Raw genomic sequence first — 13,102 nt, 5'->3', positions numbered from 1 at the left:
TTCCTATTTGGTACCCAGTTTTTTCGCCCAAGCCTGTGCCGCTTGCTCGATTAATTGATAAACATGCTCAAAGGCTTCTTGACTCTGCCTATAGGGATCGGGAATCGCCTTCCCATTTAGCCAATGGGCAAATAACATCGTTTTACCCCGCGCTTCCGGCGCAATTGAGGAGACCTCTTCCTGATGGTGCTTTTCCATTACCAGAATTAGGTCATATTGCTGTGCCAGCTGACGGGTAAATTGCTGGCCTTGGTGGTCAGCCAAGGAGAGGTTATGTTTCTCTGCCACCAAGCATGCGGTAGCGTCGGCGGCGTGACCTTTCAGCGCTCCCGTTCCTGCCGAGTCAACTTTTTTAGTGGGAAGTAATTGCCTTAACAGTCGCTCACCGGTGGGCGAGCGACAAATATTACCGGTACAGACCACAAGAATTGAATTAAACATTATTTCAGATCCTTGTAATAGTTAACAGTTTCCGTTAAGTCATGCACACCTGTAATGGTTGGAACGATTTGTGAAATGACTCGGTTCCAACGGACCAACGGCGCGGTAGTGACATAGACGATATCGTAGGGCTGTAACTCAAACTCGGTGGACATCACCATGGTCGAGGCATCTTTGGCATTAAGTTGGTAAATATTGGCAATACGACCATTTTTATCTTTTGGAATTTGGCGGATAACGAAAATTCCGGAGGCATCGGCATATTGTTGGCTCACCCCTTGTGCGCTGCCCAAGGCTTCCGCTAAGGTCATACCACTGCGATCCATTTTCAAGGTCGATTGCTGGCCGACTTCACCCATTACAAAGACTTTCTGATCGTCGTTACGCGGTACAAACAAAATATCGCCAGGATACATCAGGCGGTTCTGTTGTAGGTCACCGCGCTGCATTAAGGCCTGCATCGACAGTACAGTATCTTTACCATTATGGGTCAGTACCACATGGCGCCAGTCGGCATTCTCAGCAAAGCCGCCGGCAGCATTGATCGCATCCACTACTGTTAATGGGATATTGGTAATAGGCAGTTGCCCCGATTTACTGACTTCACCGGTAACATAGGCTTTTTGGGAACGGAAGGCAGCGACAGAAATATCCACCTGTGGACTCTCGACGTACTGCGCTAAGCGCGAGGCAATCTGTTGCCGTACTTCAGCTAGGGTCTTACCTGCTACATAGACTTTACCTATATAGGGGTAAAAGATAGTGCCGTCGGCGCCGACCCAGTTACCGGTATCGCTAGCGGAACGATAGGTCCCTGCCGGGTTGGTCAGTTCTGGGTGGTCGTAGACTGTGACCATCAATACATCCCCAGGACCGATGCGGTATTGATAGTTTTGTAGTTGCTTATCCAGCTGCGGGTTAGGCTGGGAAATTACCGGCGCAGGACGTAGCTTATCGATTAAACCAGGCGTCATTGGGTAAACATTAACCAGCTTATCCCAGTCGTAGTCGCTATCCGGCAATTCAACGGTATTTTTACGCAGGCTATTCAGGCCTTGACCCGGAACAATAGTACAGCCCGTTAACAGTGCGGTCAGCACTGCAGCTGCAGAGAGTTTAAGTGCTAATTTTTTCATCAGAATATATTCAGTTTTATTAATAAATTACTGCCAGAACCGATTCCAGTTAGCTGGCAGCCGTTATTTTATAATTGGAAAGGGATCTCGATAGCGGCACTGGCACCCAAGTCATCGCTATCATTGTGATTAGCATCGGTATACCAGGTCGCTAAGTTTAGGCGCACCGACTTATAGATATCGCCGCCCCAACCTAGGGTTACCCCTTTCAAGGTATCGGCATGCGGGAAGGTACGGTTTTGTGTTTGGTTATTAGGATTAACCTTCGCCCAGAATAACCGCGCACTCCAGCGTTGATTGTTTTCTGTCACCAGTTCAGTTTTGCCGACTAGCATCCGTCCATCTCCACCCAACGTATCACCTAACGCATAGCCTTGTTGGTAGTAACCATCGGTATAGATATGGTGTTGATAGCTATAGTTTTTATTTTTAAAGTCAGTACGGGTATCGTGTCCTTCGACGTACCAATTTAGGGCATTACGACCAATACTGTGGTGGCCTTCTATTCCCGCTAGGTACATATTGGAAGACGGAAGTTTACCCGCTTCATCTTCACCTACTACCTGTCCATAAAGGCTAATTGGAATCCCCAGTGTCGGTTCAAGTTTTAACTTACCATCGAAGCCAGCCAGCTGGTTACCGGGTTCATTAGGATCGTTATATCCAGTGTTATCATTACCCGAGAAGGCATCCCAAAAGTTACTCAGTGACTGAGGACGGCCTTGACCGCCCCATTGAATAATCCGGCTGGCGCCTAGTTCAAGGGAATCGAAAGGCGATACGGTTAGGCGCATACCGATAATCTTGGTATGTGGCACGGCGCTGTATTGTGATTCCTGTGCGGCAGAGATCTGGTACTGCCAAGGGCCAACCCAGTTTAGCCACCAAGTCTCAGGTGCTGTCTGTTTGGAGCGCGATAGCATAAAGCCAGTTAACGGGCGGGCGTTATCGGAACGAATTAAGCTGCCTTCATAACCCGGTCCCCACCATTGTGGCGTTTCACCAAAGGAGAGCCACTGGCCCCACAGTTTTACCGCACCATAGCTGTTATTAAGGTTAACGTGAGAAGGGGATTGGATCTGGCGATTACCTTCGACATTGCCTTGTAGGTTGACGTCCCACCACTCGCCACTATTGCTGGCGGTGACGGAAAGTTTAGTGTCGGCGGTGGGAGAGTTAGCAAAGCTACGTGGCTGGCCGCTATTATCGGTGGCGGCATAGGCATTAAGCCGAACATCCGATTTCAAGGTTTGTAGACGTTCCTGTACGCGCTCGACCGCTAACTGCTCAGAAGCATAAGAGGGATGGGCTTTATCCAAGGCATGCTCAATCGCCTCTTGGCTTAATGGCCAAGTGCTTAAACTTAATTTAATCACGCCACGATCGGCGAGCCAGCTTAGATCCGAGCGTAAATCGCTATCAGGCAAAATCAGGCCAGCGGCAGTCGCGTTCAGGGAAGGATAAAGGGAAAGCCCAATCACTAAGGCCAATAAAGAGTGTCGATTAAAGCGTTTACCACCTGACGCTCGCTGCATCTGCTGTTTCTCCGTAACATCCATAAAATTAATCCATCGCTTAACAGGGTGTTAAAAGATGGCTGTATCGGGTAACCAAGGTGAAAGATGATTAATTTTTAATATATTATTTTTTTTAGTTTTTCTACTAGACTTCTGAAGTGGGAGTTTACCTGTTAATTAAGGTAAATTTAACAAAAATCATACCCACTCTTTAAACTTCTTTACTGAGTATTTAAGGCACGCTACCGCCCCTGGCATGTGGCGACCAGAGTACCTTTACAACATTCTGTTTCTATTAGAGATTTATCTTAACAGTTTCTCAGTTGTGATTAAAAATTCATTTCACTAAGCGGAATGAAAATTATTCATCGACACCTAGAACTAAGAATAATCTGTATTAAATAATAACTTTATTGTGTGGAAAATTACTTAAAACTTAAAAAACAGTTACTTAACCACAATATATTTTGATTTAAGTCAACCTATTCTTCTTTAAAAATAGATTTTTGTCAAAATTTGTCATGACATTAAAGGGTGTTAACGGGGAATAAAACAGACTAATTCCTAATTTCCAAAAATTTACGATTTTTTCATTAGTTTCGATAATCTGTAAGGATAAAAAAACCCGCCGAAGCGGGTTTGATGGAAAGGGAGGTAGGTAAGCTTATTTACTGCCTGGGCGCAAGGCTGGGAACAGAATAACGTCGCGGATAGTATGGCTGTTAGTGAATAGCATCACCATACGGTCGATACCAATACCTAAGCCTGCCGTCGGCGGTAAGCCGTGTTCCAGTGCGGTGACATAATCTTCATCGTAGAACATCGCTTCGTCGTCGCCGGCATCTTTAGCATTCACCTGCTGCAAGAAGCGTTCTGCTTGGTCTTGCGCATCGTTAAGCTCGGAGAAGCCGTTACCGATTTCACGGCCGCCGATAAAGAACTCAAAACGGTCGGTGATTTCTGGGTTTTCATCGTTACGACGAGCCAGCGGTGAGACCTCTGCCGGGTATTCGGTGATGAAGGTTGGCTGAATCAGTTGTGCTTCTGCGGTCTCTTCAAAGATCTCGGTAACAACGCGGCCTAGGCCCCAGCTTTTCTCGATTTTAATTCCGATAGACTGCGCAATGGCGACGGCTTTATCGAAATCCTCCAAATCAGAGAGCTCAGTCTCAGGGCGGTATTTCTTGATCGCTTCACGCATGGTTAACTTATCGAATGGCTTGCCAAAGTCGAAGGTTTGTTCGCCGTAGGCCACTTCTGTCGTGCCTAACACATCTTGTGCCAAGGTACGGAACAGGCTTTCGGTTAGCTCGATCAGATCACGGTAATCGGCATAGGCCATATAGAGTTCCATCATGGTGAACTCTGGGTTATGACGCGGTGAGATCCCTTCGTTACGGAAGTTACGGTTGATCTCGAACACACGGTCGAAGCCGCCCACCACCAAACGCTTCAGATAAAGTTCTGGGGCGATACGCAGATACATATCGATATCGAGCGCATTGTGATGGGTGATAAAAGGACGTGCAGAAGCCCCCCCCGGGATGACTTGCATCATCGGGGTTTCCACTTCCATAAAGTTACGGTCGACCATAAATTGACGCACGCCCGCCATAATCTTAGAACGGATTTGGAAGGTGTGACGTGACTCTTCGTTGGCAATCAGGTCTAAATAGCGCTGACGATAACGCGTCTCTTGGTCAGCTAAGCCATGAAACTTATCCGGTAATGGACGTAAGGCTTTAGTCAGCAGACGCAGCTCGCTACAGTGAATTGAGAGTTCACCGGTTTTAGTTTTAAACAGTTTACCGCGGGCACCAAGGATATCGCCCAGATCCCATTTTTTAAATTGTTCGTTGTAGTAGCCTTCTGGCAGATCATCACGGGAAACGTAAAGCTGAATACGGCCGCCGACATCTTGCAGCGTGGCAAACGAGGCTTTACCCATGATACGACGCGTCATCATCCGACCCGCTACCGTCACTTCGATACCGAGGTCTTCTAATTCTTCTTGGCTCTGCTCATCGTGGCGCTGATGCAGCACATCAGAGCGATCGGTGGGACGAAAGTCGTTCGGGAAAGGATTTCCCTTCTCACGCAGGGCGTCTAGCTTTTCACGGCGTGCGCTCAGTTCATTATTGAGTTCGAGGGCGAGATCTGCCGGCGCGGGGGTTTGTTCTGACATAAAAGTTCCTTATAGGCCAGCTTTCAAGCTAGCTTCGATAAATCTGTCTAAGTCGCCATCAAGGACGGCCTGCGTATTGCGAGTTTCTACACTGGTACGAAGATCTTTAATCCGCGAGTCGTCGAGCACGTAAGAACGGATCTGACTGCCCCAGCCGATATCGGATTTGTTATCTTCCATCACCTGTTTCTCAGCATTTTTCTTCTGCATTTCCAGCTCATACAATTTCGCTTTCATCTGCTTCATCGCTTGGTCTTTATTTTTATGCTGAGAGCGATCATTCTGGCACTGGGTCACGATACCGCTTGGTAAGTGGGTAATACGTACTGCAGACTCCGTGCGGTTAACGTGCTGGCCCCCTGCCCCGGACGCACGATACACATCGATACGCAGGTCCGCAGGATTGATGTCGATATCAATATCATCATCCACTTCTGGATAGATAAAGGCTGAGCTAAAGGAGGTATGACGACGGCCGCCGGAGTCAAACGGACTCTTACGAACTAAACGGTGAACGCCGGTTTCGGTTCTTAACCAGCCAAAGGCGTAGTCACCGATAATTTTCACGGTAGCAGATTTAATCCCGGCCACATCACCGTCTGAGACTTCGATGATTTCCGTTTTAAAGCCTTTCGCTTCCGCCCAGCGCAGGTACATCCGTAACAACATGTTTGCCCAATCCTGAGCCTCAGTTCCGCCTGAACCTGCTTGCAGGTCGATATAACAATCGGCGCTGTCGTATTCGCCGGAGAACATACGACGGAACTCTAATTCAGCCAGTTTCTTATCGAGCGCTTCCAGCTCGACGACTGCCTCATTAAAGGTTTCTTCGTCATCGGCTTCTACCGCAAGTTCGACTAAGCCACTGACATCCTCAAGCCCTTGAGCGAGCAGATCGAAGGTTTCGACGATCGCTTCTAACGAGGAGCGCTCTTTACCTAACGCTTGCGCGCGGTCGGGTTCATTCCAGACATCAGATTGTTCAAGTTCAGCGTTAACTTCTTCTAAACGCTCATTTTTTGCATCATAGTCAAAGGTACCCCCGAAGAACATCGCTGCGCTCGGTAAGATCTTGAATACGATTTTTTATCGGATTGATTTCAAACATGGTTTGTTGTCTTAAGTTGAAGATAAAAAAATGTAACACAGAGGGTGGAGATTCTACCCGAAACTCCCCTCGGCGTGTAACCTCTTTTTAGGCTTTTGGCCAGAGGTATTCGACTAATAATTGTGCGCTGCGTTGACCGCGATACTCATTAACATTCAGTTTATAAGCTAAGGTTGCTCGTTGAATACTAGGATCGGGCCATTGCCGTAAGTCGATATTGAAGGCAATACCATCAATCAGCGGGCCGCCATTGACCGGCTCAAGCAAGAGTTTTAGGTGTTTTTGCCCGACCAATCGCTGTTGCAAGAGTTTAAATTCACCATCAAACATTGGTTCAGGAAAACTTTGCCCCCAAGGGCCGGCATTTCTGAGCATTTCTGCCGTGTCGACATTGAGGTATTGAGCGCCCAGTTCGCCATCTGACCAGATCACGCCTTGCAAGGCATCGTCATCCAGCCACTCTGTAACTAATTGAGCAAAACAGTCGCGAAAACGCGGAAACTGTTCTTCCGCTAGACTCAAGCCCGCCGCCATGGCATGGCCCCCAAACTTAAGAATTAGGCCTGGGTGTTGACTATCAAGACGTTCCAGCACATCGCGTAAGTGCAAGCCCGTAATCGAGCGACCGGAGCCTTTTAAGGTCCCATCGCCAGCCGGGGCGAATGCAATGACAGGGCGATGAAAACGCTCTTTAAGTCGCGACGCCACAATGCCCACCACCCCTTGATGCCATTCTGGATGGTAGAAGGCTAAGCCACTGGGAAGATACTGCTGCTTCTCGAGCTGCTCACAGATCAACAGCGCCTCTTGTTGCATCCCCTGCTCAATCTCTTTACGGGTCTGGTTTAAGGCATCGAGTTCAACGGCTAACATTCGTGCTTGGGGCTCGCTCTGTGTGACCAGTAATTCAACACCGTGGGACATATCATCGAGACGCCCCGCCGCGTTAAGTCGTGGACCTAAAGCGAAGCCGAGATCACTGGCGTTGAGGCGGGCTGCCTGACGTTGGCTGACCTCCAGTAAGGCTTTGATTCCTGGACGACACTTCCCGGCACGAATACGCTGCAAGCCTTGCCATACCAAAATCCGGTTATTGGCATCGAGCGGCACGACATCGGCGACCGTACCCAGTGCCACCAAATCTAAGAGATCGGCAAGGTTCGGCAGCGCACCGGTGAACCAACCTTTATCGCGTAAATAGGCGCGCAGTGCCAGCATGACATAGAAGGCCACTCCTACCCCGGCTAAGTTTTTCGACGGGAAGGTTGCCTCCGCGAGATTAGGATTGACTATCGCCGCCGCTGCGGGCAGTACCTCACCGGGCAGGTGGTGGTCAGTGATAATCACAGGGATGCCTAATGCGGTGGCGTGTTCCACCCCGCTTAAAGAGGAGATGCCGTTATCGACCGTGAAGATGAGTTCTGCCTGCCGTGCATTGGCTAAGTCGACCACCTCGGGACTGAGCCCATAGCCTTGCTCAAAGCGATTGGGCACCAGATAGCTCACCCGCTGGGCGCCAAACTGTTGCAATGCCAAGACTGATAGCGCTGTGCTGGTGGCACCGTCCGCATCAAAGTCCCCCACCACCATAATATGGCGGTCATCCTGTATAGCTTGATGCAACAGCCTAACGGCCTGATCAATACCGGTTAAGCCTTGAGGAGGTAGCAGACAATTTGCCCCGCGCTCCAGTTGCGCAGCGTCAGTGATCCCTCGTTGCCGATATAATTTTTGCAATAAAGGGGGAATAGTGGTCGAAAGCTCGACGTCAGCCGGTGGCTGACGTCGTTGGAGTTCAGGGGTAGCGCGTGAAGACAAAGGATTATCCTGCGTTGATACGGTCCAAATACTGTTTCAATTCGTTAGGGCCTTGATAGCCAGGGATCATTACCCCGTTTTTGGTGAGAATCGCCGGTGTGCCTTGAATACCGTATAACAGTCCTAACTGGTACTGCTTACCGATATCGATATTGCAGCTGGCTGCCGCCGGGGTTTTGCCGCCCATCGCCGCATCAAAAGCCGCTTTAGGATCTTTGGCACACCACACGTTCTTCATTGCTTTAGCCACATCGCCCTGCATGCCTTCTCGCGGGAACGCCAAATAGCGGACGGTGATCCCTAACGCGTTATAGTCAGAAATTTGTTGGTGTAATTTGTGACAGTAACCACAAGTGATATCGGTAAAGACGGTGACAACGTGCTGCTCTTTCGGTGCTTTATAGACAATCATTTCTGGCGCCAGGGCTTCGACTTTTTTGTCTAGCGTTTGGAACGTGACGTTTACCGGCGTTTTACCACTGATATCGTAAAGTGGCCCTTGGATCATCTGTTTGCCGTCATTGGTGACATAAAGCACACCATTGTCGGTTAATACCGTACTGACACCTGAGAGCGGTGAAGGTTGGATATCACTGATACTGACGCCAAGTTTGGTTAATGATTGGATAATCGCGGCGTTGTTGGCGTAACTGGCGCTTGAAAAGAGTGCGCACACTGCGACCATTGAAAGTAATGATTTCTTCAGCATTTCCTTATCCTTATTGATCATCCCGCTAAGCGCGTGGGTGATGCTGTTGATGCAGTTGACGCAATCTTTCATTGGCAACATGCGTATAAATTTGGGTGGTTGATAGATCGCTGTGTCCGAGTAGCATTTGTACAACGCGTAAATCGGCGCCGTGGTTCAATAAATGCGTCGCAAAGGCATGGCGCAGCACATGCGGCGAGAGCTTAGCGCTATCAATACCCGCAATGAGGGCGTAATGTTTGATCCGATGCCAAAATGTTTGTCGAGTCATCTGCTGCCCACGATTACTGGGGAAGACTATATCAATTTTTGCGCCATTAATCAGCCAAGGTCGCCCATGTTCCAGATAATTTTCTAGCCAATGGATGGCCTCTTCTCCCAGCGGTACCAATCGTTCTTTGTTGCCTTTACCCAAAATTCTTACCACCCCCTGCCGTAAACTGAGGTCACTGAGAGTGAGTCCGGTCAGCTCGGATACCCGTAATCCCGTTGCATAAAGCAATTCAATCATCGCTTTATCGCGGAGTTCTAGGGGGATTTCGGTAGAAGGCGCATCGAGAAGCCGGGCAACCTGTGCCTCACTGAGGTCCTTCGGTAATCGTTGTGGTAATTTGGGGGAAGAGAGTAACGCGCTGGGATCATCGAGTCGCAGCTGTTCCCGATAGAGGTATTGGAAAAGCTGACGCATCGCACTGAGCTGCCGCGCAGAGCTGGTTGCCCGATAACCCCCTTCCAGTTTTTCTGCCAAGAAGCCTTGTAATTCGGGGGCACTTACGGTGAGTAGCGATAACTGATGCGCCGCGAGCCATTCCGCTAACTGTTTAAGATCGCGGCGATAGGCTTCTAAGGTATTCTCCGCTAAGTTACGCTCAATCCATAATTGATCAAGAAAGGCTTCCAGCAGAGGATCCATTAATGGGGGTGTCGTCGATGTTTTCATTACGTCATTTTCCAATTACCTGCGCTGTCTGCCGCTATTATGCATCAACTACGCCTCGCTGTATGCTTTCTGATACACTCTACGCAGATTTGGAACCTGAGAGTCAATCAACAATGAAGATAGGGTTATTTTACGGTTCAAGCACTTGCTATACCGAAATGGCTGCCGAAAAAATTCAAGAGTTCATCGGCCAAGAGATGGTGACCTTACACAATGTTAAGGATGCCCCCCTTTCTGCGATGACCGAGTATGATCTACTCATTTTGGGCATGCCGACGTGGGACTTTGGTGAATTGCAGGAGGATTGGGAAGCACAGTGGCAAACTCTCGCTGATCTTGACCTTTCTGGGAAAATTATTGCGCTGTATGGAATGGGCGACCAGGCCGGTTATAGTGAATGGTTTTTAGATGCACTGGGTATGCTGCACGATTTGTTGCAACCAAAAGGGGTCACCTTTATCGGCTATTGGCCAATTGCCGGTTATGAGTTTATTAGCCAAAAGCCCCTGACTGCTGACGGACAATATTTCGTCGGGCTAGCCTTGGATGATGTGAATCAGTTCGACGAAACCGATGAGCGGATTGCGAACTGGTGCGAACAGATTTTGGGAGAAGTCGCGGAATTGTTGTAACCCCTATTTCCATTGCCGGTTGCGACCTTTTAGCCAATAAAAACGTAGGTGACGCCACGCTTCTTCAGGCATGGTATCGGCCATCAACCAAAAATGCTGAGTCTGCTGTGCCGATCGCCAGCTGATCATAACGCCCCAAGGCAGCCAACAGAGCGGCGCACTCAGTCGCCACTGTTGCTGCTGCCAATGCCAAACCTCTTGATCATCAATCCCCAGCACGCCTACCCGCGATAACACTCTTTTGAGCGATCGCGCTCTTTCGACAATCACACCAGCGATAGCTATGGGCTTAAGAAGATAAAATACCCCAAACCACGGCGTTACAAAGATAACGATGAGCGTTAACAACACCCAAGTATTTATAAGGATGATGGCATAACGCGAGGGCCGGAGTTTAGTTTGCCACAGGTCCGCGTGCACTATTACGTGTCCGAATCAGCTCAACCATTCCTTTAAGTTCATCACTCGCTGGCTGCCCATGCCCCATCAACCAATTAAATAAATCGGGATCATCGGCTTTAAGCAAGGCGATAAAGGTACGCTTTTGCGCATCCGTTAAGGTGTGATATTCGTGTTCGAAAAAAGGACGAACCGCGATATCCAGCTCCAACATTCCTCGGCGACATGCCCAGTGAATACGAGAAGTGTCTTCAATACCAATTTCTGCTAAGTCCACAGACTATTCCTTAATTAAAGCCTCAACCAGTGAAAGAGAGTGTAACGCAGCGGCCCGTCGAACGGCAGTAGAAATCGTCACCTCTTCGGCTTAGCTCGCACTTTTGTACTTGCTAATCTCTTTTCAGGCTTTACGCTTTAATGAATAATGAAACCCATTACGTAAAGCGACCTGTGTCGTTTTTACCTCCACTGTTGGTCGACAGGAGATGTCATGAATTCTCAACCCGTAACTGCCACCTATTCTTCCGAGCTGGCTCTCTGCACGCTAAGCGATTGGGCGCTAGTCTCCGCTCAAGGCGCCGATGCTACCGCTTATTTACAAGGGCAACTTACGGCAGACTTAAGTCAATTAGCCGAGAACGCTCACCAACTGGCGGCACACTGTGATGCGAAAGGTAAGATGTGGAGTAATCTGCGTATTTTTCATGATGGTGAGGGCTATAGCTATCTATTACGCCGTGACGTACGCGAACAGCAGCTAACTGAAATAAAAAAATACGCGGTGTTTTCTAAAGTGACCTTCACCGCCGATGACAGTCGGACTCTACTCGGCGTTATGGGTCATCAAGCTGCTGACTTCCTTAGCTCGCATTTTTCTCAGCTTCCCGACGCCTCGCAACCTCTGGTTAAAGAAGGTGAAACATTATTGTTATGGTTAGCGACGCCAGCGCATCGTTACATTGTTATCACTACTCCTACTCAGGCAGAAGTATTGCTCAACGGTAAAGCAGACGCGGTCTGTGACCCACAACAATGGCTAGCCGCCGACATTGCTGCAGGTATCCCGGTGATCGAGGCTGCAAATACTGCACAGCTTATTCCACAAGCCACCAATCTTCAGGCACTGAATGCAATTAGCTTCAAAAAAGGTTGTTATAGTGGCCAAGAGATGGTTGCCCGCGCCAAGTACCGTGGGGCCAATAAACGCGCCCTTTACTGGTTAGCGGGAACAGCGACACATACCATTGCCGCAGGTGACGCCGTAGCGTTACAGATGGGAGATAATTGGCGTAAAACCGGTACCGTACTTTGTTCCGTGATGGTTGCCCCTACCACACTATGGGTGCAAGTCGTCCTGAATAATGATTTGGGGGCTGAGGAGCGATTTCGTCTTGAAGGGGACGAAGAGAGCGACTTACGGATCCAGCCACTGCCTTATTCATTAGACGACGCTTGATATCATTCTATTACCCCTCTCGATTTGTTGAGAGGGGCTGCCCAATTCTCCTTAGTCCGACACCAAAAGCCTTACGCTTGCGTGGAGACTATCGGATATAAAAATAGATTGAGCAAAAATGGAAGATTGCGCCGCCTAACACAAAGGCGTGCCATATTGCGTGATTAAAAGGTATTCGGCGATTCACATAGAATATTACCCCAAGCGAGTAAACTATCCCGCCAATTGCTAATAGCCATACGCTTGCAGCAGAAAGCTTTGTCGCCATTTGATAAATCACTATCAAAGATAGCCATCCCATCAGCAAGTAAGTGACCAGCGATAACGCTTTAAATCGATGGGCAAAAAACAATTTAAAAATAATTCCTAACAGTGCCAACGACCATATTACCACCATCAAGCCTTCCGCCAGAGGCGAGCGTAACCCGACGAGTAGAAAAGGTGTGTAAGTCCCTGCGATAAGCAGATAGATGGCACAGTGGTCAATTTTCTTTAACCAAGGTTTGGCCTGTTGATTCGGAATGGCATGGTAGAGCGTTGAGGCGAGGAACAGCACAATCATACTGCCGCCATATAAGCTGTAACTCACATAGGTGATGAGATCAGCATCGCGCTCTACGGCTTGAACAAGTAATAGGACTAAGCCGACAATACCAAATAGACAACCTAATCCATGGCTTACACTATTTGCTATTTCTTCCGCCAATGAGTATCCAGAAGAATGGGTATGTGTTTTAGCCATAACAGGTATATTGACTCCT

13 protein-coding genes are annotated in these 13,102 nt (G+C 48.7%); 2 read left to right on the top strand and 11 right to left on the bottom strand.

Annotation, left to right across the window (positions count from 1 at the left end):
* Positions 1–3: 3 nt before the first annotated feature.
* From QJR74_RS03195 to xerD, 8 genes are all read right to left on the bottom strand, one after another.
* Positions 4–441 (bottom strand): arsenate reductase/protein-tyrosine-phosphatase family protein, encoded by a 438-nt coding sequence (locus QJR74_RS03195; RefSeq protein WP_304373166.1) that lies wholly within the window; start codon positions 439–441, stop codon positions 4–6.
* Positions 441–1,577, bottom strand: coding sequence for a polysaccharide export protein (locus QJR74_RS03190; RefSeq protein WP_304373165.1), 1,137 nt, complete (start codon positions 1,575–1,577; stop codon positions 441–443). Before QJR74_RS03190 ends, QJR74_RS03195 begins: the two co-directional genes overlap by 1 nt.
* 68 nt (positions 1,578–1,645) lie before the next feature.
* Positions 1,646–3,112 (bottom strand): capsule assembly Wzi family protein, encoded by a 1,467-nt coding sequence (locus tag QJR74_RS03185; RefSeq protein ID WP_441007644.1) that lies wholly within the window; start codon positions 3,110–3,112, stop codon positions 1,646–1,648.
* Between the two features lie 646 nt (positions 3,113–3,758).
* Positions 3,759–5,279 (bottom strand): lysine--tRNA ligase, encoded by a 1,521-nt coding sequence (gene lysS, locus QJR74_RS03180; RefSeq protein ID WP_304373163.1) that lies wholly within the window; start codon positions 5,277–5,279, stop codon positions 3,759–3,761.
* A gap of 9 nt (positions 5,280–5,288) precedes the next feature.
* A protein-coding gene (gene prfB, locus QJR74_RS03175; RefSeq protein WP_304373162.1) for a peptide chain release factor 2 occupies positions 5,289–6,387 on the bottom strand; the annotation gives its coding sequence in 2 pieces (ribosomal slippage) (positions 5,289–6,311 and positions 6,313–6,387; 1,098 coding nt in all).
* Between the two features lie 87 nt (positions 6,388–6,474).
* Entirely contained in the window at positions 6,475–8,205 is a 1,731-nt protein-coding gene (recJ, locus tag QJR74_RS03170) for a single-stranded-DNA-specific exonuclease RecJ (RefSeq protein ID WP_304373161.1), read from the bottom strand.
* A 4-nt stretch (positions 8,206–8,209) separates the two neighbouring features.
* Positions 8,210–8,911, bottom strand: coding sequence for a bifunctional protein-disulfide isomerase/oxidoreductase DsbC (dsbC, locus tag QJR74_RS03165; RefSeq protein WP_441007643.1), 702 nt, complete (start codon positions 8,909–8,911; stop codon positions 8,210–8,212).
* Positions 8,912–8,939: 28 nt separating this feature from the next.
* Positions 8,940–9,827, bottom strand: coding sequence for a site-specific tyrosine recombinase XerD (gene xerD / locus QJR74_RS03160; RefSeq protein WP_304373953.1), 888 nt, complete (start codon positions 9,825–9,827; stop codon positions 8,940–8,942).
* 140 nt (positions 9,828–9,967) lie between these two features.
* Between xerD and fldB the strand changes: the two genes are divergently transcribed.
* A complete protein-coding gene (gene fldB / locus QJR74_RS03155; protein ID WP_304373952.1) occupies positions 9,968–10,486 on the top strand; it encodes a flavodoxin FldB in 519 nt (172 codons plus the stop codon).
* Positions 10,487–10,489: 3 nt separating this feature from the next.
* On the opposite strand, the gene QJR74_RS03150 is transcribed toward fldB, so the two are convergent.
* Positions 10,490–10,906, bottom strand: coding sequence for a protein YgfX (locus QJR74_RS03150; RefSeq protein WP_304373160.1), 417 nt, complete (start codon positions 10,904–10,906; stop codon positions 10,490–10,492).
* Complete coding sequence (locus QJR74_RS03145; protein ID WP_244986472.1) at positions 10,881–11,099, bottom strand: succinate dehydrogenase assembly factor 2; 219 nt, start codon at positions 11,097–11,099, stop codon at positions 10,881–10,883. The genes QJR74_RS03150 and QJR74_RS03145 overlap by 26 nt, the downstream gene beginning before the upstream one ends.
* Before the next feature lie 276 nt (positions 11,100–11,375).
* On the opposite strand from QJR74_RS03145, the gene ygfZ reads away from it, so the two are divergent.
* Positions 11,376–12,341 (top strand): tRNA-modifying protein YgfZ, encoded by a 966-nt coding sequence (gene ygfZ, locus QJR74_RS03140; RefSeq protein WP_304373159.1) that lies wholly within the window; start codon positions 11,376–11,378, stop codon positions 12,339–12,341.
* Between the two features lie 88 nt (positions 12,342–12,429).
* On the opposite strand, the gene trhA is transcribed toward ygfZ, so the two are convergent.
* The gene (trhA, locus tag QJR74_RS03135) at positions 12,430–13,083 is read right to left on the bottom strand and encodes a PAQR family membrane homeostasis protein TrhA (RefSeq protein WP_304373157.1); all 654 of its coding nucleotides are present in this window, start codon (positions 13,081–13,083) and stop codon (positions 12,430–12,432) included.
* Positions 13,084–13,102: the final 19 nt, after the last annotated feature.

The organism is Tatumella ptyseos (genome assembly GCF_030552895.1).
In the GTDB taxonomy this organism is placed as follows: domain Bacteria; phylum Pseudomonadota; class Gammaproteobacteria; order Enterobacterales; family Enterobacteriaceae; genus Rosenbergiella; species Rosenbergiella ptyseos_A.
This window is presented reverse-complemented; position numbering and strand designations above follow the sequence as displayed.